Origin of the sequence: Microcoleus sp. A003_D6, from assembly GCF_036702825.1 — a bacterium.
Classification (GTDB): Bacteria; Cyanobacteriota; Cyanobacteriia; order Cyanobacteriales; family Microcoleaceae; genus Microcoleus.
In genome coordinates this window covers 1-24,901 of sequence record NZ_JAUBWA010000106.1, presented here as the reverse complement: position 1 = coordinate 24,901, position 24,901 = coordinate 1, and the positions used below count along the sequence as shown (strand labels likewise).

The following is a 24,901-nucleotide window of genomic DNA, read 5'->3' as shown; positions in this document are numbered from 1 at the left end:
CATTCTGCAACTTTTGACTCCGCCTTGGCAACAGGTTCAAGATAAGATGAGGAGCGACATACTATAATACAATTATGCCAGAAGTCCAACCGAGAGAAATTCAGCGTTATACTACGCCAGACAACAGAGTGCCTTTCGAGGAATGGTTTAATGTTCTCCGAGATGGCAAAGCTAAAGCTAGAATTAGGTTGAGATTAGACAGAGTTCAACTGGGCAATCTCGGAGATTATCGATTTGTTGGAGAAGGAGTCTATGAATTAAAAATAGATTATGGCCCTGGATACCGAATCTATTTCGGACAAGTCGGCACAACTCTTATCCTGCTTTTAATAGGCGGGGATAAAAGCACTCAAGACCGAGACATACAGCAAGCTATCAAATACTGGAATGATTACAGGAGTGAAAATAATGCCTAAAAGTTTACCTTACCATCCCTTTCTAATAGAATCTCTCAAAAAACCAATAGATTCTGCTATGTATCTAGAGGCTTTGTTTGAAGAAGAAAACCCGGAGGCAGAACTGCTAAAAATGGTACTTAGTAATGTAGCAGAAGCTCTTGGCAAACAGCAGATGTCTTCAGAAGAATATGAATTGCATTTAAAAAAACTGGATGAATTGCTGTCGCAGCAAGGAAGCGATACAATTTACAATCTGGGAACTTGGCTGAATGCTTTGGGATTGAAACTAACTGTTGCTGTTTGTACTGAGACAGAGGATAATACTGCCAATGCTGAAATGCGATCGGAAATAACTGTTTAACTTAATCTATAAAATGCCTAATTTTAGATATTCATCCTTAATTAATGCCACCGTTGAAGCAGTCTGGAACTTTCACGAAAGGCCCGACATTCTGCAACTTTTGACTCCGCCTTGGCAACCGGTGAAAATCATTCGCCGCGAAGGGGGACTAGATGTGGGTGCTGTATCAGAATTTCGCCTGTTATTGGGGCCGATTCCTGTAAAATGGGTGGCGACTCACACTGAGTGCCAAAAGTATCGCTTGTTTGTTGACGAACAAACTGAGGGGCCGATGGCGAGTTGGATTCACCGACACGAGTTTACCTCAGAAAATGGCCAGACTAGATTGACAGATGCGATCGCATTTTCGATACCGGGCGGCCCGATTGTCGATTTGTTGTTAGGTTGGTGGGTGGAAATGCGGTTAACAGATATGTTTCGCTACCGCCACGAAGTCACAAAAAGAGAGTGCGAAAAAGATGCAAACAACGGCTGAATATTACTGTGCTTTCTGCGGCGAACCGAGTACAACTTTTGTTGATATCAGCGGTGGTATGGAGCAATCTTATATCGAAGATTGTCAGGTTTGCTGTCGCCCGAATGTTCTGTATGTCAGAATAGATGAAGATACTCTCGATATTGAAATAGATACTGACTATCAAGAATAAGCGGTTTCAACCGCTACTATACAAACGAAGTCTGCCTTCGCAGACTGAGAGAGTAAGGGGATATTTAAGCCGGATTTGGCATGAGATACTAAATGTGTAAAATTCACGCCGACAATTTTAAAGCTGACTTGGTAGAATTCATAAATTTTGAAGCGGCTGCTTCTACGAAAGCCTGAAAAATTCGAGAGTTAAACGAACAGTTTGGCGACATTTCTGGGTGCCATTGAATTGCTATCATCCAAGGGTGAGAGCAGTGTTCCATTGCTTCTACCAAAGTGTCAGGTGCGTTGGCTACTATTTGCCAATCGGATGTTACCTTCCGCACTGCTTGATGATGCCAGGAAACAACTGTTGTTGAAGTTTTTCCCATAATTTTTGCTAGCCGACTGTTTGGCTCAATTTCAATAGTATGCTCGATCGCACGCGGGGGAATTCCCGATCCGTGATTAACCTCGTCTCCGTAAGCATCCGGTACGTGAATCACCAAACTGCCACCCTGGCTACGTTCAGCATTTGCATTCCCCGGCAAATCCCCAACACAGGTATGTCAGCCTTCAAAGCTAGCTTTGCTAAGTTTAATTCAAAATTGTCGCGTTCTGCATTAACCGAGTAAACTGTGCGATCGGCATAACCGCCATAAAGTTCTGGGTTAATATCTCCCCCCCCGGAAAAAATCAAACCATCTACTGCATCCAAAATACTAGGCGGATCTAATTGATGGGGCGGCAGTAAAATCGGAATGCCACCAGCCCCCTGAACTGCATCAATATAAGTTCCATTTAAGCGATATTCGCCTGCTGGACAGCGGTTGTATGTTGTGATGCCAACAATCGGAAATTTTTTCATTTGCTAGAAACTGGGAGGTAAGGATTCAGGTCACTGAACTCCTTGCTGGGTAAAGACTTTATATCTGTAGCTTGATGCTAAATAAATCTCTATTGTCAATAGAGCGGGAAAAACTGTGATTTCTGGTCACTTATTGACAGTCAACAGATAAAGACAAAAGCTCTTACTTTACCCTGAAACCCTTGCCACATAAGCGTTGGATCTGCAAGTTTTTTGACCTGAATCCTTACAATTTAATCACTCTATATTACAGCGATATTAATGTAATTCAGTGCCAATAAATTATAGAATATATGATAAAAAGGAGGGAAAAACAAAAAACGATTATTTTAGAGAAATGGTAAGTGAAATAATAAGCTGGGGAGTCAAACCCAGAATGGTAACAGGAGATAGTTGGTATTCAGGAGTAGAAAACTTGAAATTTCTAAAAAACCAGAAATTGGGTTTCCTATTCGGAATTAAAAAAAATAGAACTGTTTCAAATGAACCACACAAGTATTGTCAGGTAAGCACTCTGGCTATTCCCGAAGAAGGATTAAAGACTCATCTGAAAGAATTTGGATTTATAAAGTTGTAAAGGTGTGACTTTCAAAAAGAAGACTCTAGACATTATATTTTATATCTGCCAGATGAGGAGAAAATTAAAGACATAACCAGAAGTATCTTCGTCACAATTCATGATACTCATTGGGGGTATTGAAACTTTTCATCGTGCTATAAAACAAGTATGTGGAATTTGTCGATTCATGGTTAGAGATACCTATGCAATAAAAACACATATATTTTGTTCACTTCAAGCTTTTGTGAAATTGGAGTTTATACGCTCTGAAAACATAATTAGCAATTGGTATGAAGGGTTCTCCTGAACTTGTGGTGATAATTTTATCTAATCAGAAAAACAAGCTAATACGCGATTTCTGAAATTATTAAAATTAGAAAAGCCATATCCTTGCCGCATTATCAACTTAATTCGATTGTTGATTCCTGACATGACTCCACTTGTTGTTCGATTAAGAAAGTAGTTGCAAATACCCTCAAAATGATTTTCAATTGTTGATGCAGATTCTCTGAAAAATACTTGTGCATGATTTAGCCATTCTTTGATTTTTTTCTGCCCTTCTTTGACGGTCAAATTAGTCTCATATATTTCTCTAAATTTTTCTTTCATCTCATACGCAATTCTCAAACATTCTGATTTTCCTAAAGTCAATTCTAATTTGTCAATCTGCTCGGGATTCAAATTTACTCGATTACTTAACAATAAATATTTACTTTTTCTGTCTGTTATTCCGGCTGCTCTACGCAATTTATTCAAGTCTTTATTAACTATTTTCATTACATGGAAACGATCGATAACAACCTTGGCATTTGGGAATACTTTTTTGATAACTTTAGGGAATCCTCCCCACATATCAACACTCACCTCCTCAACTTGTTCTCGAACCTCAATTGCCTGTGTCATAAGAACTTCAATGATTTCTTCGGAACGATGAGAATCAATCATCTCAATTAAATTACCTTCGCCCAGGTCACTAACGACAGTCACAAAATTTTCTTGACCTTTCCGCATACTTATCTCATTCAGAGAGATTCGTTTAGCCTCTCCCCAATTTATTTTTTTTTGAGCTTTGTTTACTCGATCAAATATTCCTTTTATTTCGTGATAGCTTAGTTCTTCTTCTCGTCCAATTTGCTCCATGTTCGATTGCTTGACACGCTCATAAATATTTTGTTCATATCGTTGAGTATGTCGTCTTTTAATGTCCAAAAAATCTATTTTTTCTGTGGGATACCGTTGGCAAGTAGGACAATAAAACTGCCGTCGTGGGATTCTTAAATACACAGAACGACCAAAAACTGGTAAATCTCTTACTAAAATTGGTCGATTCTGATGCATTTGTTCGGTATAATTTTGACAGTGATGACAAACCATACCTTCTCCTAAAATCCTCAGTCAAACATAAAATTTTTCCCTCAATTTGAGTACAACTTTCAACCTTCACTCCAGGCAAGTCTAATATATAGTCCAAATAAAAGTCCATGACAGTAAATGTATTGTTTATTACATTATACACCATAAAGTTAGGAGAGCCGTATGAAGTACAGAGGAATCTGTTTACTTCTGTTGTCCGTGAGCATATTTTTGCCAACCTTCACAAGGATGCCATTATCTAGACTACATAGATGATATTTTTTGTCAATGCGTAAGTCCTAGTTATTTAATTCCCGATCCTAAATGGGTCTGATAGGATGTCGGTAGCATTTTTTTAGGATAGGCTAGTACAGCTCGGCGTAAGTAGATAGACTATATCTGTGGTAGAATAACATAGTTAGTGTAGAGCAGTTTCGGTAGGTAATCAAGGAGTCATAATGGCCTTATTAATGCCTAAAACATGTAAGGATTCAGGTCACTGAACTCCTTGCTGGGTAAAGACTTTAGATCTGTAGACTGATGCTAAATCAATGTATATTGTCAATAAACTGGGAGAAAGTTTGATTTATGGTCACTTATTGACAATGAACAGAGCGAGGTAAAAGCCATAATTTACCCCTGAAACCCTTGCTAGATAAGCGTTGGAGCTGTAAGTTCTTAGACCTGAATCCTTACTAAAACATTAAATTTAAGCGATAGCGAGCGTCATCAGCTTCACCAGTTGATCGAGAAACACAACACGCCGCAACAGCTAGTGCTACGAGCCAAAATCATTATCATGGCATCTGATGGTCAAAACCATCGTGAAATAGCCAGAAGCCTAGAGATTAACAGACAGATGGCTCGCTTATGGCGAAACCGATGGTTGGAGAGCGAGGGAAAAGACTTATCGATTTTGCAAAAATTACAAGATCGAGAGCGTATTGGCGCACCAGTAAAATTTAGCATGGAACAAGTAACCGAGTTATTTGCACTTGCCTGTTCATCGCCGTCCGATTACGGACGACCAATAAGCCACTGGACGGCGAGAGAGTTGGCGGAGGAAATCATGTTTCAAGGCATTATTGAAAGTATATCAATCCGCCATGTTGGCAGATTATTAGAAGAAGCAGAACTTAAACCACACGCCTCGCGCTACTGGTTAACCCCCCCCTGTGGATGAAGAATTTGATGCAAAAGTTAAAGATATTACAGGCTTATATCTTACTGCGATTTAACGCAGTCAAAATGGAGAACATACTATCTATATCGGTTGATGAGATGACAGGGATTTAAGCTATTGAACGTCTCGAAAAAGACTTGCCGATGCGACCCGGAAAAGTTGCAAGAAGAGAGTTTGAATATATTCGTCATGGCACGCAGAGCTTGATAGCGAATTTCAATATTGCTACGGGTAAGATTATCGAGCTTTCCTTGCGGAGATTCGAGAACAGAATCGGATTTTTTACTGAATATTCGTCACCTCATTGAAACTGACCCTAATGCCAAAAAATGGCATCTAATTATGGATTGTCTGAATACTCACCAATCTGAATCATTGGTGCGTTTGGTCGCAGAAAAAGAAGGCTTAGATATCGACCTCGGTATTAAGGGAAAAAGTGGCATACTTCAATCTATGAAATCCCGTGCTATTTTTTTAAGTGACCCAACACATCAAATTGTTTTCCATTACACACCCAAACATTCTTCGTGGCTTAATCAAATAGATATTTGGTGAGCGTATTTTGGTGCGGAAATTACTAAAAAGAGCAAGTTTCACCAGTCAGTACGATCTAAAAAATCGCATCCTCAATTTTATTAACTACTTTAATCAAACAATCGCCAAACCTTTTAAGTGGACATATAAGGGTAAAGTCTTGGCCGTTTAATAGTCTGTTTATTTACGCCGAGCTGTACTAGCTTGTCACAATTCGGCGGCCGATTTTTTTTCCCACAACGAAGCTCAACCTTTGCCCCATCTGGGTTTCAAGTGGGCTTGTCACCCCGCCAGCCGGTAATAAAAACTTTTGTCATTTTTTAGTCACATTTACTTGTGACTCTAAAAGATAACAGCTTAAACGCTTAGATAGGATTTTTTCAGTATCAGTATGAGTCGAATCTACTCCAATGCTAATTAGCTCATGGCTAATCAGTAGAAGGAAATTAATAAGGATTTTGATGTTTTTGATGAATCACCCTTTCTCTTTGAGCAAGCGCTTACCCTAGCAGCACAAGAGAATGCTGTTTGCAAAGTTTTTCATTGTATTGACCCATCTCACTTGAGTCAGTACACTCCCATCACTTCCCTAAGTGCAGGAGAGGAGAAAAATCAAAAGCTATTGCAGCTTTATCAGCAGAAGTAAAGGCGTGGCATATGTCAGTAGACTTTAGCTACGAAAAGGGAAAGCCAGGACGGGCGATTTTTCATGTATAGCCTTTCGAGCGAAAGATGAGGTACGACTGGGCATAGGGCTCCGCGGGCATAGGCCTCCGCGGGCATAGAGCATACCTCACTTTTTTGAGAACTGCTATATCTCGACAGTGGAGATCAGACCTTATTTTTGTCGTAGAACAACCAAAGGGTTAGCCGAGGTGCTAGTAGGGAGTGTCAGTAACTATGTCGTTCCTCATCCTCCTTGCTCAATCCCGGTGATTCAAGGCGAAGCTCTTAGCGAAGCAATAGCTGCTGCCGATCGTGCGGGCTCTTCCGAATCTGTCAAACCGTCTTTTTTACCTCATTGAATTGACCAAAAACGATGAAAAACTTTTTACAACAACCTATCCGTTTTTTGATAGCAGGAGCTGCCGTAGTCCTGCTGATCGTTTCCTGTCAATCGACACCACAGGCGCAGACATCTCAATCGACACCACAGGCGCAGACATCCCCCTCGACGACTCAACCATCTGCCGTCGCATCACCGGGTGGGGAACTGAGCGCCTACCCCGCGCAACTACCGCCGTTGCCCTATGAGTATGGTGCATTGGCGAAAGCTATTGATACCGAAACTATGAAGCTTCATCACGATCGCCATCACGCCTCTTATGTTGAGAATCTCAATGAGGCATTAAAGCAACAGTCGAATTTGCAGAACCGTAGTGTTGAAGCTTTGCTACGTGACCTTAACAGTGTACCGGAAGCTATTCGCACAACTATTCGGAATAATGGGGGCGGGCATTTAAACCACACGATTTTCTGGCAAATTATGAGTCCCAATGGGGGTGGGCAACCTACTGGTGCAGTTGCTGAAGCCATCAATCAAACCTTTGGGAGTTTCGAGAACTTTAGAAAACAGTTTAACGAAGCGGGGGGCGGTCGCTTTGGCAGTGGTTGGGTTTGGTTAGTTCGTAATTCCCAAGGACAACTGCAAATTACCACAACGCCCAATCAGGACAATCCGATTACCGAAGGCTTATACCCAATCCTGGGCAACGATGTCTGGGAACACGCTTATTATCTGCGCTACCAAAATCGCCGCGCTGAATATCTGACCAATTGGTGGAATGTGGTCAACTGGGAAGAAGTAAACCGACGGTTTCAACTCGCATCCCAACCATAATCTTCTAGGAGTTTGCTATGAGAAGGTTGTTAATGCATAGCCCGAGCGCGGTTGCTGTTCTCTGGATTTTAGGGTATCTGTCACTGGCTCTATTTCCCCTGTTGGTGCTGTTATTGCATCCGGCTCCCTCTGGACGTGGATTCTGGACTGAGTTTTCGGTAGCACTGGGCTTTATTGGCTTGGCGATGATGGCGTTGCAATTTATCCTAACGGCCCGCGTCAATCGGATCGAAACCTCTTACGGGATTGATATCCTGCTGCAGTTTCATCGCTATACCTCACTGGTGGCATTTTTCATGGTGCTGGTACATCCAGTTATCTTATTTATTGCTCAACCGGAAACCCTGCAACTACTCAACTTTCCCCAGGCACCCTGGCGGGCGCGGATGGCAGTCTTGGGTACACTGGCATTTCTGGCAATGGTGGTGACAACCATCTGGCGCAAACCACTAAAGATTCCCTACGAACCCTGGCGAGCCTCTCACACCATTCTGGCAGTGGTGGCACTGGGGTTCGGCTTTGCACATGCCCTCGCCGTTGGCAATTATTTAGGCTTGTTCTGGAAAGCCGTGCTCTGGGGAGGCATTATTCTCATCTCGCTCTGGCTAATCATTTATGTGCGTTTGGTCAAACCCTGGTTGATGACTAAAAAGCCCTACGTGGTAGAGGAAGTGCTGCCCCAACGGGGTGATGTCTGGACGCTGGCATTGCGTCCGCTGGGACATGAAGGCTTTACCTTTGAACCCGGTCAATTTGCCTGGTTGACGCTGAATATTACCCCGTTGAGTATGCGAGAACATCCGTTTTCGATGTCGTCTAGTGCCGATCGCGCCGATCGCATCGAGTTTGGTATCAAGGCGCTCGGAGATTTCACCAAAGGCATCAAAGATGTCCAACCGGGAACGAGAGCGTATTTGGATGGGCCCTATGGCGTATTTACGACCGAGCGCTATTGGGACAGCGCTGGCTTTGTATTGATTGCTGGTGGAGTGGGGATTACACCCATCTTCAGCATCCTGTTGACCGCGGCTGAACGAAAGGACGATCGCCCCTTTTTGCTCATCTACGCGGCTTCCTCGTGGGACGACCTGACCTATCAACAAGAGCTAGACGCTTTAAAGGAAAAATTAGATATATCGATCGTCTATGTGTTGCGAAAAGTTGATGACGATTGGGCAGGTGACACAGGTTATGTTGACCAAGCATTATTGGAAAAATACATTCCTCTTCATCGGGGCAGTCGGCATTACTTTGTCTGTGCGGCTCCGGTGATGATGGATGCCGTTGAGCGGGCGTTATTTGAACTAAAGGTTCCCGTCACGAACGTTCACATGGAACACTTTGATTTAGCTTAATGGGGGGCTATGCGTTACAGTATCATGTTGCAACTGGTAGCAGGCACAACGATCGTTTTGTTGGGAGTTGCGCTTGTCTTTGCCTGGCTTCAAACTCGAATTGAGCCTATCGATCTTAGAGAAGACACAATTTCTAGTCCTTCTCATCACAGGCACTAAATCCATGCTTGCGATCGGCGGCACTCGATCTATTTCCCACTCGCCAATAGTGCAGCAATTTTTCGATCGACCGCTTAGTTCTCGAGCCGGTAGCCGATCAGTTTGCGGACATTTTCAACTGGCATTGCTAATTCTTGGGCGATCGCTGCTTCGACCTGACTGGTTTGGGTTACTGGAAACTCGTATTCCAGCTTCTTTAAAGTTGAGTCACTGGTGTTGACAAAAATAGTGGTAACACCCAGGCTGCGATCGATTTCTGCATTTATGGTCAAGATTGTTACTGGTAATCTCCGATTCAACTGTCTATCTGCCGGGAGTTTGTTGACAGAGTTATAAGGACGGCTTAGAGTTTGAGCCGCGATGAAGTTACCTGTAGTCCAGAATAAGGCTGCTACCAAAGGCAGAGGTAACCAGAATTCCCAGGCAGCGCGGTGTAGAAGTGGTAGGAAGCGAGGTAAAGCCATTGAAATGTTGGATTTTAGATTTAGATTGCTCGAAATAATCTGGAGAAACTACCAACATTTTAGTTAGCAACAGATTGGCATAAATCTTACCTGTGATGGAGGGTTTTCCTAAATTTCTTCTCTACCATACATAAAATCAATTTGCCGAACAATGGTTAGACGGATGCGAATTCTCCTGGTAGAAGACGATGTAGATCAACTGGAGCCACTTCAAGCTGCTCTCTCTGAGGCAGGACATATTGTGGATGGTGTAGAAGATGGGGCGACGGCCCAGTGGATTTTATCGAAGCGGGACTACGATCTGTTGATCCTGGATTGGTTATTACCTGAGGTCAGTGGCTTAAGCTTATGCCAGCAATACCGCCGTCTGGGAAAAACGGCCCCAGTGTTGCTGTTGACTGCCAAAGATGGGATTGTTGACAAAATTAGCGGTTTAGACGCTGGAGCGGATGATTATCTCATCAAACCTGCCGATGTGTTTGAACTGCTGGCACGGGTGCGGGCATTGGGACGACGATCGCCGCTTTGGAAAGGGGAGACTTTACAGGTTGAAGATCTGACTCTACATCTATCAACGCTGACTATGGAACGGAGGGAGCAAAGTCTGCATTTATCGACTCGCGAATTTCTATTTCTAGAGTATCTGATGCGCCATCCTCGTCAGGTACTCTCCCGCAGCCAAATTGAACAAGCCTTGTGGGAGTGGGGCAGCGAACCGGAGAGTAATGCGATTACTGTCCTAGTGCGTCGTCTGCGGCAGCGATTGCAGATGATAGGTGCTGTCAGTTGGCTAGAAACCGTATATGGTATGGGATATCGCTTGAATCCAGATGTTTAATCGTAGCCGCCGCAATCTTGCCCACTGGTTTACGCTCTCGATGGGGGCTATTCTGATCGTTTTTGCAGGGATCATTTACTACCAGCGCTCGGTTAACCGCTTAGAAGAGAGCGATCGACTACTCTACAAAAAAGCCAGAGTCATGGCTGCCAATATTGAGTATGGTTTGCGGCAGGGAAAAGAACACATCGATCTGAGTAACGTTCCGATTCTTGGTAATTATTCTCCCCCCTCTGACAGTGAAGTTGTTTACGCCCGGTGGTATTCAGCGACTGGACAACTGCAACAGTTTTATGGGACGCAGCCCTCGGATCGGATTCAGGCGATCGCGGCGTTTCAAACCATTCAGTCTCCCCCCGAGTGGCTGCGACAATTAACCCTTCCGGTTGAGCACAAAGGACGCACGATTGGCTATCTCCAGATTGCTATCCCATTGACGGATGCTCAGGAAACACTGAGAGAGTTACTGATTGTGATGGTGGTAACAATGCCCTTGACCCTGGGCGCCATTAGTCTAGTAGGTTGGTTTTTAGGCGGTTTGGCAATGCAACCCATTCAAAATGCCTATGCCCAAATGCAAAGATTTACGTCTGATGCTTCCCACGAACTAAGGGCACCGCTTGCCACAATACTCAGCAATGCCCAGGTTGGCTTACTCAGCCCAGTCGATGCCGGCAAGCCTAAGCACTCTCGATTGGAAAAGATTGCTGAAACGGCTAAGTCGATGAATCGGTTGGTGACCGATCTCTTGTTTTTAGCACGACAGGCAGGACAGTTAGACGCAAACTCGATTCAATCGATTCACTTGAATGACCTGTTGAAAAATACGATCGCCACTTCATCAATACAGGGTGTTGCCCAGCATTTAAGCCTTCATTTAGAACTGCCTGAAGAGAGAGTTATCATCAAAGCCAATTCTGATTTATTAAAACAAGCTATCACTAATCTACTCACCAATGCCTGCAAATATACCTTGCCTGAAGGAACAGTATGGTTGCGGTTATTGACTCAATCTCATCACATTTTAATTCAAATAGAAGATACGGGAATCGGCATTCCCGATGTAGATTTGCCACACATTTTTGACCGCTTTTACCGAGTTGATGAGGAACGAACACGGAAGAAAGGCGGCTCTGGATTGGGATTGGCGATCGCCCAGCAAATTGTGGAAGCTCACGGCGGACGCCTAACGGTAAGTAGCGAGGTTGGGAAAGGTTCTCTGTTTCAAATAGAACTGCCCCTGTCATAGAATATATCCTGCGGCTATAACGGGGACATCGAAGATTGTCACTCTTGAATCACAGTTGCGATGGATTGTGTAGTTGCGGTTTGAGCCGCAGAGGGTAAAGTGCGCGACTTTATTAACTTCTACAGCCGATCGCACTTTTGTCGATCTGTCGCTGTCGCGCACTTCACACCCAAATCAATCGGAAACAACCAGATTGAATTTTAATTAGCAATTAGCAATTACCGTCCAAGCAATTACCAATTACCAACCCTAAACTATTTATTCAGCGCTTCGCGGGCGGCTACCGCTTCGTCGGGATGAATATTCAAGCGGGTCAAATTAATTCGACCTTTATTGTCAATTTCTCGCACTTTGACAATCACTTCATCGCTGACAGCTAACTCATCTTCCACTTTCCCAACGCGGTAGTCCGCTAACTGGGAAATGTGAATCATTCCTTCTTTTCCTGGCAGAATTTCTACAAAAGCGCCGATCGGAATAATTCGAGTTACGCGGCCGACATACACATCTCCAGCATTCAACTTGCGCGTCATGCCTTGGACAATATTGTAAGCCCGCTGAGCTTTTTCGCTGTCGTTACCAGCAATTGTCACGGTTCCGTCGTCTTCGATGTCAATCTTGACACCGGTTTCTTCGGTGATGGCTTTGATCGTTTTGCCACCTGGCCCAATTACCAAACCAATGAATTCTGGATCGATTTTCAGGGTTAGCAAACGCGGTGCAAACTGCGACATTTCCTTGCGGGGAGTGTCGATAGTTGACAGCATTCTTTCTAAAATGTGCAGTCTCGCGGGTTTGGCTTGGCGGATGGCTGTGGCAATTACATCTAAGGGCAAACCTTTGATTTTCATGTCCATTTGCAAAGCAGTAATTCCGGTGTCGGTACCGGCTACTTTGAAGTCCATGTCGCCTAAAAAGTCTTCAATTGCCTGAATGTCAGTCAAAATTCGGACTTCATCGCCTTCTTTAATTAAGCCCATTGCCGCGCCGCTGACGGGTTGGGAAATGGGAACGCCTGCATCCATTAACGCTAGCGTTGAGGCGCAAACTGAACCCATTGAGGTTGAACCGTCGGAAGAGAGGATTTCTGAAACTACGCGAATCACGTAGGGGAAATCTTCTTTGGATGGCAAAACGGGCAGCAAAGCGCGTTCTGCGAGGGCTCCGTGACCGATTTCTCGGCGTCCGGGCGATCGCATCGGCTTAGTTTCTCCCACGGAAAACGGCGGGAAATTGTAGTGATGCAAGTAGCGTTTGTCTTGCTGCGGGTGCAAGTCGTCTCCTAAATCTTGGGCGTCGCCTGGGGTTCCCAGGGTAGCTGCGGACAAGACTTGGGTTAAGCCCCGATTAAACAACGCACAGCCGTGTACTCGCGACGGCAGCACGCCTACGCGACAAGAAACGGATCGCACCTCGTCTAGCTTGCGACCGTCTACACGGACGCCATCTTCGATGATTTGCTTCCGCATCATTTTCTTGGTAACGTCTTTGAAAACGTTGCCGATCGTCTTGCTGTTGGCGGTGGCGGCTAGTTTGATCGGATCGTCTTCGGCAAGTTCGGCGATCGCAGATTCGACTGCATTGGCCTTAACTTCATCCAAAGCTGCATTCCGTATTGCTTTGTCTTTTTCAAATCTTGACAAAATGATGCGGATTGGTTCTTGGGCGCGATCGCGAATGAAGTTTTCCAGGGCTGAATCTTGCGGTGGGCGTTCCTCTACCACCAAATCGATGCCCAATTCTGCCATGATTTCGCGCTGGGCTTGAATCAAGTCACAGGCTGCTTCGTAGCCGAAGTCGATCGCCTCGATGATATCCTGTTCCGGCAATTGGTTGGCGCTGGCTTCCACCATGATTACTCCGTCTGGAGAACCGGCTACCACGAGATCCAACTCGCCTTCTTTGATTTCGCTGTAGGTTGGGTTGATGATGAAATCGTCCCCTACCAAACCGACTCGCACGGCAGCCATCGGCCCGTAAAACGGCATTTTCGCCAGCAGAATCGCTACGGAAGCACCTGTTACCGCCAAAACGTCTGGGGGTACTTGTTCGTCCATCGACAGCGTTGTTGCTACGACTTGGATGTCGTCTCGCAGCCAGCTTGGGAATAGCGGGCGCAACGGTCGATCGATCAAACGCCCAGTCAAAGTCACTTTTTCTGGGGGACGCCCTTCCCGGCGCAAAAATCCACCGGGAATTTTACCGCCTGCGTACAGTCTCTCTTCGTAATCCACCAACAGGGGCAGGAAATCAATTCCTTCTCTCCCCTGCGATCGAGTCGCTGTCACTAAAACCGCCGTGTCACCCGACTGAATCAAAACTGCACCGCCTGCTTGAGGCGCTAGTAAACCAATCTTCAGTCTAATATCCCTTCCATCGAAGGATATTGACTTGTCTATCTCTACCATGTAGGACTGCTTCCTTATCTACCACATTCTTTCTCTGTCGGGATCGTAACACTACCACAGGATGTTTGAGAGTCCAATGCCAAAAGAGAGAGATTATTTGGTGCGATCGACTGCTGGCTCCTTTACTGTAAGCATTTATACTCTTTGATTATTTTTGGTATTGGGCGGGCGATCGCCCAATAGCTGAAATAGATGGTAGGATCAATTTTCATTTGTCAGTTGACTGTTGTCAGTTGACTGTTGTCAGTTGACTGTTGTCAGTTGACTGTTGTCAGTTGACTGTTGAGTAATTTTCAGGTTCGTTAAAAAAATATTTTTTACAAATCAAACAAGATTGCTGTAGTAAATCTTGCAAATAATCAAGTTATCAGGGCTCAATAAAATGGCAATTTTACACGGCACTTGGCTGCTAGATCCCGAAAAAAGTGGGTTATTTATTTGGGGAGAAACTTGGCGAAAAATAGGGGCGAGCGACATCAGTGAATCGATAAATATTCGCCATCCATTGGCAATGACTGAAGCTGAATTGAAGACGTTCTTAACTTCCTTGCAGCAGTCGGGAAAACTGAATTGGCAATTACCGGAACTTGCCGAAACTCCACCGGAAAAAGGCAAAAAAACTAGGCGATCGCCCAAAAGTCAAAACGCAGCAGAAATCCCCCCCCAAAACTCCTCAATTCAAAGGCAAATTCGGGCGATCGCACTTCCGACCCAAATCTCAGAATCGAACGCAACTCTGATGCCGCAGCACTCGGCCGCAGCTTTTTCAGAACCTGCCCCAACCGAGGAAATTTACCTTTATCCCTGGCAAGTCGAGGGTTATTTTCTCAACCCTCAAGCAGCTTTTGTTTTCTTGCAATCACTGCCGCTTAATAGCACAGAACCCGACTTTTTTGTCGGCTCAGATTTGCGTTTTTGGTCTCATGTTGCTAGGTGGAGTTTGGATTTGTTGGCAAGATGCAAATTTTTGCCTGGATTGGAGAAACAGTCCGACGGTTCTGCTATTGCCAAATGGCAACCTTTGTTAGATAGTTCTACAGATCAACTCCGTCTCGCTACTTTCGCCAAGGAAATGCCGACGGCTTGTCGAACATATCAGAAGAAGGAAGAAGGAAGAAGGAAGAAGGAAGAAGGAAGAGGGGAAAAAGAAGAAGAATCCACTCAATTGCCTTTAGCGGTGGATTTGCCTGCGGGGGCTGAGGAATTGGTGTTAGGCTTTTTGAGCAGTATTGTAGATAGTCAAGTGCGATCCTCTTCGAGGGCTGCGCTAACGGCTGGTAGCTCTACTTTAGACATCAAAACAGTTTCTCCTGTGCGCGAGTGGCTGCAAGCTTTGCAGCAAGAATCTGGGATAGTTCCAGTAGAAACAGCAGCATTGGAAAACTTGGCAACCAAGCTGAGTGCTTGGACTGCACCGCTGCAAAATCAATTATCTCAACAAAGTCAATTTCGCACTTGCTTTCAACTTATTCCTCCGTCTCCTGGTAAAGTTAATTGGAGTTTAAATTATTGTTTGCAAGCAGTAGATGAAACTGATTTTTTGGTAGATGCGACAACTGTTTGGAACAATTCTGTTGAACGTTTGGCTTATGCGGGGCGGACAATTGAATTGCCACAAGAAACTTTGCTGGGAGGGTTGGGTTTAGCATCGAAACTTTATCCGTTAATTGAACCGAGTTTGCAAGCACAGCGACCTCAATTTTGTCAATTAAATCCGCTGCAAGCTTACGAGTTTATTAAGTCTGTGGCTTGGCGGTTTGCTGATAGCGGGTTGGGCGTTGTTTTGCCGCCTAGTTTGACAAAGGCTGATGGTTGGGCGAGTCGTTTGGGTTTGAGCATTCAAGCGGAAACTCCGAAAGCAAATCCGGCGAAGGGCGGGCTGGGTTTGCAAAGTCTGCTAAGTTTTAAGTGGGAATTGACGATCGGCGGACAGCGCATTTCTAAGGCAGAATTCGATCGGCTGGTAGAACTTAATTCGCCTTTGGTGGAAATTAACGGCGAGTGGGTGGAGTTGCGCGCCACCGATGTCAAGGCTGCTAAAACTTTTTTTGCTAGTCGCAATTCCCAAATGACTCTTTCTTTGGAGGATGCTTTGCGTTTGGCTTCGGGCGATTCTCAGACTATTGAAAAGTTGCCTGTGGTGAATTTTGAAGCAACTGGTCAACTTCAGGAATTGTTGAATACTTTAAGCGATAATCAGGCCGTAAGTGCGATCGCGACTCCGGCTAGTTTCCGAGGACAATTGCGGCCTTATCAAGCGCTAGGGGCGGGCTGGTTGGCATTCTTAGAACGCTGGGGTTTAGGTGCTTGTCTCGCGGACGATATGGGTTTGGGAAAATGCGCGATACCGCAGAGCTTGCTTTTTATCAATGGTTTTTTACAAGAAGCTGAAAAAATCTGGGAAGCTTATTCTAACAAAATAGAATTCGACGGTGAGGGCTTTTGGTCTGAACCTACCGAGCAATTAATTGTAAATTCCATCCATCGGGAAACGGGCAAGATTGTACAAGCAAATGTTCGACGACTTTATCGCCAGCAAGTCCAAGAAAAGTTGCGAACAATAAAACTGCAAGACGGTAGCAGCATCACCATTACCCGCCGTCACAAATTGTTAGGACGCGATGGCTGGACAAATGAGTTCAAAGTTGGAGACTATGTTTGTGTACCTGCCAAATTGTATTGGGAAGGAAAACCAGAAGATCCTGATTTAGTCAAGTTTTTGGCTTGGCAGATTGCTGAGGGATATGAACTGCCAAATCAAGCAAGGCTCATAATAACACAAAAAGATGCGACTGTTCTGGAAGATTTACGTATCTCACTTCACCGAATTAGCGAAAAGTATGGGATCAAAATCAATAATCCTGTTGTTTGCGATCGCGATGATTCCAGAGCAGCAAATTTGACTGTATCCAGTCGAGAATATCAAAAATTTCTAGAAGCTAGCGGCTATCAGTGGGGAAAATTGTCAGCAGATAAAAGCTTCCCAAAATTCATCATGCAAGCCAATCTTGATAGCATTCGGATTTTTCTAAAAAATTACTTTGATGCTGAAGGTTCTGTAGAGCCGAAGGTGCGGACTGTCGAAATTAGTACCGCTTCGCCTGTAATTATCCAACAACTTTCTACACTCCTGCGCCGTTTTGGAATTTGGTTGCGAATCGCCGCCAGACAGAAACGTGCTACCAATGGTAGTGGAATTTTTCGCACCTATTATATCGGCACTTTCGGCGGTAACTCAGCGCGGATATTTTTGCAGGAAATCGGCTTTGGTTATTCAGAAAAACAGCAAAAACTAGAGAAAATTTGCGAAGTTACTGCCAATACAAATGTCGAAGGAATTCCGGTTTCGGATCTTGTTGCTGATGCAGTAGAGATGACAAAACTGCCGCTGCGGCATTTCGGGATGCACAATCCTGTTTATATTAACGGTTCCCAACAGTTTTCCCGCACCAGTCTAGGAAAGGTGATAGCAGGTATGGAAAATGTGCTGGCTGGTTCCGCAGAACAAGAGTACCGCCAGCTAAAGCCTTCTAAATGGACAAATCAGACCCTGGATGCCTATGCAAATCTCAATGTACCGCAGCTAGATAATGTTCGAGAAAATTTGCAACTCATACTCGATCGCGAAGTATTTTATTGTCGGATAGAGGAAATTGAGGATTTTGATTACAGCGGCTGGGTTTACGACTTTGAGGTGAGCGAACATCACAATTTTGTTGCCAACAATATTTTGTGCCACAATACTGTTCAACTAATTACTTTCCTCCTACACTTACAAGAACAAAATGCCCTAGAAGCGCCGACATTATTGGTTTGTCCCACATCAGTATTAGGCAATTGGGAGCGCGAAGTCAAAAAATTCGGGCCGACGCTGAAAGTGTTAGTTCACCACGGAGACAAACGCGCTAAAGGTAAAGCATTCGCGGCCGCAATTAAGGGGAAGGATTTAATAGTTACCAGTTACGCGCTGGTGTTCCGCGATTCTAAGGAAATTCAAAGCACTAAATGGCAAGGATTGGTTTTAGATGAAGCGCAAAATATTAAGAATTCCGAGGCTAAGCAGTCGCAAGCGGTGCGGCAAATCGAGGCTTCTTTTAGAATTGCGCTGACGGGAACTCCGGTGGAAAATAGACTGCAAGAATTGTGGTCTATTTTGGAGTTTCTGAATCCCGGCTATTTGGGGCCGCGCAATTTCTTTCAGCGCCGATTTGCTATTCCGATTGAGAAATATGGCGATAGAGAATCATTGCATACTTTGCGATCGCTCGTTCGGCCTTTCATCCTCCGCCGCCTGAAAACTGACAAGGAAATCATTCAAGATTTGCCGGAAAAACAGGAGATGACTGTATTTTGCAGTCTGGCGGCTGGACAGGCCGCATTATATCAGAAAGTAGTCGAAGAGTCGATCGCTAATTTGGAATCAGCCGAGGGCATTCAGCGCCGGGGTATGATTCTGGCTTTGCTGGTAAAACTGAAGCAACTTTGCAACCATCCGGCTCTTGTGAACGCAGCAGCTAAGCCCAAAGAATTGAGCGTTAACAGCCAAGAATCGGGGAAATTGCAGCGGTTGGTGGAAATGTTGGAAGAGGTTGTCGCTGAGGGCGATCGGGCTTTGATTTTTACTCAATTTGCCGAATGGGGAAAACTCCTAAAACCGCATTTAGAAAAGCATTTAGGGCGAGAAGTTTTGTTTTTGTACGGCGGAATTAAGCAACAGCAGCGAGAAGAAATGATCGATCGCTTCCAGCACGATCCCCAAGGCCCACCGATTATGATATTATCGTTAAAAGCTGGCGGCACCGGTTTGAACTTAACCAGGGCTACCCACGTTTTCCATTATGACAGATGGTGGAATCCCGCAGTAGAAAATCAGGCAACTGACCGCGTATTTCGTATCGGTCAAACTCGCAACGTGCAAGTCCACAAATTTGTCTGCACTGGTACGTTAGAGGAGAAAATACACGATATGATCGAGAGTAAAAAAGCTCTCGCCGAACAAGTAGTCAGCGCGGGCGAAAACTGGCTTACCGAACTCGACACAGACCAACTTCGCAATTTACTAATTCTCGATCGCGATGCTATTATAGAAACAGAAGAAGAATAATTTCAGTAGCATGGGCATACTGTTTCAGTAAGGAGATAGACACCATGCCGAAGGTTTTAGATCCAAACGAGTCCTACAGCTTTAGCAAGTATTTTGATTTGCCTTTCTCGCCTGAAGATATTTTAGCAGATTTGGGCTGCACGATCGAGCGCACCGATCGCGAAAATCTCCCTTACACGCAATGCGAATTAGATTGGTTGCCCGAACTCGCAGAAAGTATGCGGCGCAGACTGAAACGGGTGAATACAACCACTGAACAAGCCCGCCGGGAGGCATTAATTTTTCCGTTGCTCGATCGGATTTGCGATTTATTTGACTATTCAATTAATATTGAGTATGCGATTAGTGTGAGCAATTGGTTAAAAGGCTCCCTAGATTACTATATTCCCAGTCCGAGCAATCTTCTAGTCATTGAAGCAAAACAGTCGGATTTGACCAAAGGTTTTACTCAGCTTGCTGTTGAATTAATTGCTGTTGATGGCTGGATAGAAAGTGAGAGTCCGATTTTGTACGGTGCGGTTTCGACGGGGGAAATTTGGCGATTTGGGCTGTACGATCGCGCAGCACGTCATGTGGTACAATATTTACCGCTACACCCGGTGCCGCAGGATTTGGAGTTTGTAACTCGGACGATTATTGGCATTTTGCAGGGAGAGTCGAGCGGAGAAAATATCGTTTTATAATTGCGTTTTATGATAGACAGAGAATGGTGGACACAACAGTGGTTAGATTTAATCAATACTTACCGCTTTAAAAAGCGTTTAGAACGCGGGTGGCAATATGCGCGGGAAGGTAAAGTCCTCAGCATTAAGTTTCCCAACCAAGAAGTAATTGCCGTAGTTCAAGGAACTGATCCCAAGCCCTATCAAGTTTCTTTAGAACTCGATACATTAACCGATGAAGATTGGGATTATGTGATTGAAAATATGTCGCAAAGAGCGGTTTTTTCGGCTAAATTATTAGCAGGAGAAATGCCGCACAATATTGAAGATGTATTTGCAGCGGCCGGTAAAACCCTATTTCCGTTAAGTTTATCTGATATTCACGCGCGCTGCACCTGTCCCGACCCCAAAAATCCTTGCAAGCACATCAGTGCAGTATACTACTTGTTGGGCGATCGCTTCGGAGAAGACCCCTTCGTACTCTTTCAACTGCGGGGAAGAACCAAAGAGCAAATCTTGACCGCACTCCGTCAGACACGGGGTACTCAAGGAGAGGAAAATTCTCAACTCAACTCCGGCAAAAATTCCCCGACTGCGAATTCTAAATTGCCGAAGGTCGATCGCTTTTGGGAATACAACCAGCAGCTAGAATCATCTTTAGTCGTAATTGTGCCGCCGCCCAGCAGCGAAACAGTCTTAGATATTTTAGGCCCGATTCCCCTCGCAACCAACCCAACAGGAACCAATAGCAAATCTTCCCCCGCCTCTGACGCACTTAAGCAGCATTTTAGTAAAATTTACCAAGCAGTTAGCCAGCAAGCCGTTTTAGCCGCACTGAAACTGGGGGAAGGAGACTAAAACATTATTCTTTTTTTCTGGGAATTACGCAAAGTTGAAGAAACCCGGTTTCTGAGAAAATATATGCTGGATGGCAAAAAAAATCGAGAGAAACCGGGTTTCTGGGAATGACGCAAAGTCTAAGAAACCCGGTTTTTCGTAAAAAATTCAAAAAATAAGAGAACTAATTGCGTTTAACAGAAGGCGGATAGGTAAAACGCAACCAAGTCGCCAAAGTAGCTACCGCGCAAGTGGAAGCCAAGCTAAAAGTCAAGAAAGTTTCAAATGCTGACATAATACTGTTCCTCTTTATTTGAGCGATCGAGTAAATCTTTCTCCTTCATCTTTATATCAGCCTCAATCCATTTTTTCAATCGGTTCCGACATAAAGTTTTTACTACTTTAACTTTTGCAATTTTAGTTTACATCTGTTTACACTTACCTCATATTACTCATAATCTCGCTCAATTCCTGGGGGCTTTCGATCAAAAAATCTGGATTTTGTGCAGCCAAAGCTTCCTGAGAATTAAAACCCCAGCTTACAGCAATTACCTTAATTCCTGTTTTTTTAGCAGCGTCTATATCTCGGATTTCATCTCCCACATAAACGACTTCTCGAGCATTTATCTGCTCTCTTTTGAGCCATCTATTAATAACTTTATGTTTGCCAAAAGTTGAACCAGAGTAAATAAACGTAAAAGTGCCTTGCAAACCGTTGGCTTCCAGCGTTTCCAAGACATTTTCCCGGGAATTAGAGGTGATGATACCCAGTTGAAAGTCAAGTTTTTTTAACTCCAGCAAAACTTCTTTAATTCCCGGAAATAATTGAATGTTGGGAATTTCACGGCGCAACTCTGCTTTCAACTTTCTAATCAGCAGCGGGAATTTGAAGAGAGAAATGCCAGAATATTTCAAAATTTGCCAAGAATTTAAATTGCTCAGTTGAGCCAGTTCCTCTTTGGTGGCAGACTTAAAGCCAAATTCTACTGACAAACGGTTGGTGATGCTCAGAAGAATATCGATTGTATCTGCTAAAGTACCGTCAAAATCAAAAATAATTACTTTGGTCATTGGACAATAGCAAATAAGGAACGGGGATCATACCATTTTAGATTTTAGATTTTAGATTTTAGATGGGGGAATGACTTACCGCATAATGTATTGGCTCTTGGCGATCTGCGGACACCCTAGGGTTATTATCTATAGGGTAAGGTGCGCCACAAGCACCCTCCGCCCGAACATCTCAACTTTTAATGGTTAATTTGATTGGCTTTCGCATTTCGCCGCAGCATTTCGGGTTTAATTCGCCGCAGCGCCGAAGCTGTAAATCTGCGGTTCCATTCCTCGTCGGAAATGTCAGCTAATTCTGCAAGTGTCGGCGCTATGTTTTCAGGATAAGGCTCAAACTCTGCAACATCAGTTGGTTTCGCAAATCGCTGATTCCAAGGACAAACATCTTGGCAAATGTCGCAGCCTGCTACCCAACCTTGTAAATTAGAGGCAATTTCGTCGGGCAATTTTTCGGCTCGATTCTCGATCGTGTGATAGGCTATACACCGATCGGCATTCACGACAAAAGGCTCAGTAATAGCCCCCGTCGGACACGCATCAATGCAGCGAGTGCAACTACCGCAATGTTCGGTGTGTGGTGCATCCGGCGCTAACTCCAAATTAGTCAAGATTTCGCCCAAAAAAACCCAAGAACCGTATTCTCGCGAAATTACATTACCATTTTTAGCAATCCACCCAATCCCCGCACGCTGCGCCCACATTTTATCCTGAACCGGCCCGGTATCAGCATAATATCGCGCTTCTATTCCCTCGCCTTGCGATCGCACCCAATTTGCCAAAACCTTCAGTTTTTTGTGCAGGATTTTATGATAATCCCTTCCCCAGCCGTAGCGAGAGATTTTGGCATATTCGGAACCCCCCGGGCGTTGGTGAGGCGTGTAGTAGTTGATGGCAACACATATTAAGGACTTCACCTCTGGCATTACCGATCGAATATCCTGACGTTTCGGGTTAGCCATCCATGCCATATCCGCCTGATAGCCTTTATCCAGCCAAGCCTGCAATCTTTGTTTTTCTCGATCGAAATCCGCCTCTTTTGAGGCTATCCCGACTTTGTGAAATCCCAACTCAAGGGCTTTTTGCTTAATCCGGTCGCTATTAATTGATGTTTTCATCGGGTAAAAAACCATATCACAAAATGCGCTATAAGTCTATTAACACTTAGACTGATTTAGGGACAAAATTTATAATACTTTCACAATCTTTATATTTATAATTTTGAACTCTAATTTGTCAAAAACAATACATAATTTTAATTAAGGGAGAATTCGATTCGCCAATTCAAGTACGCAAGTAAAACCGACAGCGAATCCCACATTATACACATGGCAGTTAGCATTCAATCCGCTCAATCTATTTTCTCCAACACCGAGATTGCTAGCGCTGTTCCGGCTACAACGGAAGCATTCTACAAGCTCAGCGTTGAAGACCAACTGGCATTGCTATGGTATGCCTACACCGAAATGGGCATTACCATTACCGCAGCGGCCCCAGGAGTAGCCAGCATGGCGCTTGTCGAAGGCATACTCAACGAAATCAAGCAAATGTCGCCAGAGGCTCAAAGCAAAACCATGTTTGACCTGGCTAGCAACGCCGACACCACAATCGGCCGGATCTACACTTCCTTGCGCGTCAACACCAAACTCGGTTTCTGGTACGAGTTGGGACAGTTGATGAAACAGGGCGTTGTCGCTCCGATCCCCGCTGGCTATCAAATGTCTCCCGAAGCCACCGCAGTCCTTGAAACCATCAAGAAACTCGATCCGGGTCAGCAAATTACGGTACTTCGCAACACCGTAGTTCACATGGGCTACGACCCCGATTTCAGCCAAGAGTACGGCAAACGCTCGGCCCCCCGCAGCACTCCCACGGCTGTTGAGGAGCGGGTTAAAACCAAGATTGAAGGTATAACCGAGCAGACTGTGCTCAGCTACATCGACTACATGAACGCCTTCGACTTCACCCCAGCCGTCAGTTTATTTGCCGAAGAAGGTGCCCTGCAACCGCCATTCCAGAAGCCGATCGTCGGTCGCGAAGCTATCCTTAACTATATGCGGGAAGAGTGCATCGGACTGAAAATGATGCCGCAGCAAGGCGTGTCCGAACCCGCAGAAGATGGCTACCGACAAGTGAAAGTCACCGGCAAAGTCGAAACTCCCTGGTTTGGCGCGAATGTGGGCATGAACATCGCGTGGCGGTTTTTGCTCGATCCCCAAGGTCAAATTTTCTTTGTGGCGATCGACTTGTTAGCATCTCCTAAAGAATTGCTCAATTTGATCCGCAAATAAAATATTCGGGTTGGGTCGGTTCAGCAGACTCTACATAAACCCAGATGCCCGCAGGTGTCTGGGTTTGATGTCGGTAGACGGCTCTAAAAGCTGCGATCGGCGCTCTCCATTTCCTCCTTTCTTAGGATAATTTTTTTTACTGGGCCTACTTATATCTTTTGAGGGATTTGCTGCGACAAAGAGAATGATTACAGTAGATTCATTCATCTGAAATCACTTATTTTATGCTCGCAACAACTAGACCTATTTTAACTCGCTCTATAAAGATTGCCGGCATCACAAAGCCAGCGGTACTGCGATATTTTGAAACTTTCAACGCGGGCGATTTTGAAGCGACTGCTGATTTGTTTGCTGGTGAAGGGGTTCTGCACGCGCCGTTTGAGGAGCCAATTATCGGTAAAAGCTCGATCGCCACTTATCTAAAAACAGAAGCGCGAGGAATGCAGCTCGAACCCGAGCAAGGTATCAGCCAAATTTTAGAAGATGACCGAGTTCAAGTTCAGGTTAGCGGCCGGGTGCAAACTTCCGCATTTGGGATTAATGTCGGATGGCTGTTCGTTCTCAATTCTCACCAAGAAATCCTTTCTGTCGCCGTCAAGCTGTTAGCTTCTCCCCAAGAATTGCTCAATCTGCGGCCGCATAAGAAATTTGATGTTTAATGGGCTGTTTCACCTTAATGTTGCAAGGAGGCTCCCGCTATAACGAAGTTTAGCGGCGAGAGGAATTGCAACCAGTATAAACGTGC

General features: G+C 44.7%; 20 protein-coding genes and 2 pseudogenes. 16 read left to right on the top strand and 6 right to left on the bottom strand.

Annotated elements, in window-relative coordinates; all coding sequences use genetic code 11:
- Positions 1 to 74 precede the first annotated feature (74 nt).
- Genes QUB70_RS24495 through QUB70_RS24480 form a run of 4 tightly spaced genes read left to right on the top strand, consistent with a single transcriptional unit; the run spans position 75 to position 1,406 of the window.
- On the top strand, positions 75 to 416 hold the full coding sequence (locus tag QUB70_RS24495; protein ID WP_332983993.1) for a type II toxin-antitoxin system RelE/ParE family toxin: 342 nt from the start codon (positions 75 to 77) through the stop codon (positions 414 to 416).
- Complete coding sequence (locus QUB70_RS24490) at positions 409 to 759, top strand: helix-turn-helix domain-containing transcriptional regulator (RefSeq protein ID WP_332983992.1); 351 nt, start codon at positions 409 to 411, stop codon at positions 757 to 759. Before QUB70_RS24495 ends, QUB70_RS24490 begins: the two co-directional genes overlap by 8 nt.
- A 13-nt stretch (positions 760 to 772) precedes the next feature.
- On the top strand, positions 773 to 1,234 hold the full coding sequence (locus QUB70_RS24485; protein ID WP_332983991.1) for an SRPBCC family protein: 462 nt from the start codon (positions 773 to 775) through the stop codon (positions 1,232 to 1,234).
- Positions 1,218 to 1,406 (top strand): CPXCG motif-containing cysteine-rich protein, encoded by a 189-nt coding sequence (locus tag QUB70_RS24480; protein ID WP_006635525.1) that lies wholly within the window; start codon positions 1,218 to 1,220, stop codon positions 1,404 to 1,406. Before QUB70_RS24485 ends, QUB70_RS24480 begins: the two co-directional genes overlap by 17 nt.
- Before the next feature lie 103 nt (positions 1,407 to 1,509).
- Here QUB70_RS24480 and QUB70_RS24475 read toward each other — a convergent pair.
- Positions 1,510 to 2,252 (bottom strand): annotated as a pseudogene (locus QUB70_RS24475) (gamma-glutamyl-gamma-aminobutyrate hydrolase family protein).
- A gap of 230 nt (positions 2,253 to 2,482) precedes the next feature.
- On the opposite strand from QUB70_RS24475, the pseudogene QUB70_RS24470 reads away from it, so the two are divergent.
- A pseudogene (locus tag QUB70_RS24470) lies at positions 2,483 to 3,106 on the top strand (transposase); the annotation flags it as partial.
- Between the two features lie 32 nt (positions 3,107 to 3,138).
- Here QUB70_RS24470 and QUB70_RS24465 read toward each other — a convergent pair.
- Positions 3,139 to 4,185, bottom strand: coding sequence for an ISL3 family transposase (locus QUB70_RS24465; RefSeq protein ID WP_332983990.1), 1,047 nt, complete (start codon positions 4,183 to 4,185; stop codon positions 3,139 to 3,141).
- A gap of 754 nt (positions 4,186 to 4,939) precedes the next feature.
- On the opposite strand from QUB70_RS24465, the gene QUB70_RS24460 reads away from it, so the two are divergent.
- From QUB70_RS24460 to QUB70_RS24450, 4 genes are all read left to right on the top strand, one after another.
- The gene (locus QUB70_RS24460) at positions 4,940 to 5,347 is read left to right on the top strand and encodes a helix-turn-helix domain-containing protein (RefSeq protein WP_332983995.1); all 408 of its coding nucleotides are present in this window, start codon (positions 4,940 to 4,942) and stop codon (positions 5,345 to 5,347) included.
- Between the two features lie 222 nt (positions 5,348 to 5,569).
- Positions 5,570 to 5,902, top strand: a complete 333-nt coding sequence (locus QUB70_RS32765; protein ID WP_442927816.1) for a transposase — start codon at positions 5,570 to 5,572, stop codon at positions 5,900 to 5,902.
- A gap of 1,018 nt (positions 5,903 to 6,920) precedes the next feature.
- On the top strand, positions 6,921 to 7,721 hold the full coding sequence (locus tag QUB70_RS24455; RefSeq protein WP_442927815.1) for a superoxide dismutase: 801 nt from the start codon (positions 6,921 to 6,923) through the stop codon (positions 7,719 to 7,721).
- 17 nt (positions 7,722 to 7,738) lie between these two features.
- Positions 7,739 to 9,076 (top strand): ferredoxin reductase family protein, encoded by a 1,338-nt coding sequence (locus tag QUB70_RS24450; protein ID WP_332983989.1) that lies wholly within the window; start codon positions 7,739 to 7,741, stop codon positions 9,074 to 9,076.
- Positions 9,077 to 9,309: 233 nt separating this feature from the next.
- Here QUB70_RS24450 and QUB70_RS24445 read toward each other — a convergent pair whose 3' ends face one another.
- Positions 9,310 to 9,699 carry a hypothetical protein gene (locus QUB70_RS24445; protein ID WP_332983987.1) on the bottom strand — a complete coding sequence of 130 codons (390 nt, stop codon included), beginning with the start codon at positions 9,697 to 9,699 and terminating at the stop codon, positions 9,310 to 9,312.
- 163 nt (positions 9,700 to 9,862) lie between these two features.
- Between QUB70_RS24445 and rppA the strand changes: the two genes are divergently transcribed.
- A complete protein-coding gene (gene rppA, locus QUB70_RS24440) occupies positions 9,863 to 10,537 on the top strand; it encodes a two-component system response regulator RppA (protein WP_332983985.1) in 675 nt (224 codons plus the stop codon).
- Positions 10,530 to 11,786 carry a sensor histidine kinase gene (locus tag QUB70_RS24435; protein ID WP_332983983.1) on the top strand — a complete coding sequence of 419 codons (1,257 nt, stop codon included), beginning with the start codon at positions 10,530 to 10,532 and terminating at the stop codon, positions 11,784 to 11,786. Before rppA ends, QUB70_RS24435 begins: the two co-directional genes overlap by 8 nt.
- A gap of 254 nt (positions 11,787 to 12,040) precedes the next feature.
- Here QUB70_RS24435 and QUB70_RS24430 read toward each other — a convergent pair whose 3' ends face one another.
- Complete coding sequence (locus tag QUB70_RS24430) at positions 12,041 to 14,194, bottom strand: polyribonucleotide nucleotidyltransferase (RefSeq protein ID WP_332983981.1); 2,154 nt, start codon at positions 14,192 to 14,194, stop codon at positions 12,041 to 12,043.
- Between the two features lie 382 nt (positions 14,195 to 14,576).
- Between QUB70_RS24430 and QUB70_RS24425 the strand changes: the two genes are divergently transcribed.
- From QUB70_RS24425 to QUB70_RS24415, 3 genes are read left to right on the top strand one after another with little or no spacing between them, the layout of a single operon-like run.
- Entirely contained in the window at positions 14,577 to 19,298 is a 4,722-nt protein-coding gene (locus QUB70_RS24425; RefSeq protein ID WP_332983980.1) for an SNF2-related protein, read from the top strand.
- A 44-nt stretch (positions 19,299 to 19,342) separates the two neighbouring features.
- The gene (locus QUB70_RS24420; protein ID WP_332983978.1) at positions 19,343 to 19,981 is read left to right on the top strand and encodes a hypothetical protein; all 639 of its coding nucleotides are present in this window, start codon (positions 19,343 to 19,345) and stop codon (positions 19,979 to 19,981) included.
- A gap of 9 nt (positions 19,982 to 19,990) precedes the next feature.
- On the top strand, positions 19,991 to 20,818 hold the full coding sequence (locus QUB70_RS24415; protein ID WP_332983977.1) for an SWIM zinc finger family protein: 828 nt from the start codon (positions 19,991 to 19,993) through the stop codon (positions 20,816 to 20,818).
- 417 nt (positions 20,819 to 21,235) lie between these two features.
- Here QUB70_RS24415 and QUB70_RS24410 read toward each other — a convergent pair whose 3' ends face one another.
- Together QUB70_RS24410 and queG are read right to left on the bottom strand one after the other, a co-directional pair.
- Positions 21,236 to 21,868, bottom strand: coding sequence for an HAD-IA family hydrolase (locus QUB70_RS24410; protein WP_332983976.1), 633 nt, complete (start codon positions 21,866 to 21,868; stop codon positions 21,236 to 21,238).
- A 179-nt stretch (positions 21,869 to 22,047) separates the two neighbouring features.
- Entirely contained in the window at positions 22,048 to 22,983 is a 936-nt protein-coding gene (gene queG / locus QUB70_RS24405; protein WP_332983974.1) for a tRNA epoxyqueuosine(34) reductase QueG, read from the bottom strand.
- A gap of 210 nt (positions 22,984 to 23,193) precedes the next feature.
- On the opposite strand from queG, the gene QUB70_RS24400 reads away from it, so the two are divergent.
- Positions 23,194 to 24,156, top strand: a complete 963-nt coding sequence (locus QUB70_RS24400) for an orange carotenoid protein N-terminal domain-containing protein (protein WP_332983972.1) — start codon at positions 23,194 to 23,196, stop codon at positions 24,154 to 24,156.
- Between the two features lie 224 nt (positions 24,157 to 24,380).
- Entirely contained in the window at positions 24,381 to 24,815 is a 435-nt protein-coding gene (locus QUB70_RS24395; RefSeq protein ID WP_332983971.1) for a nuclear transport factor 2 family protein, read from the top strand.
- The last annotated feature ends 86 nt before the right edge of the window (positions 24,816 to 24,901 follow it).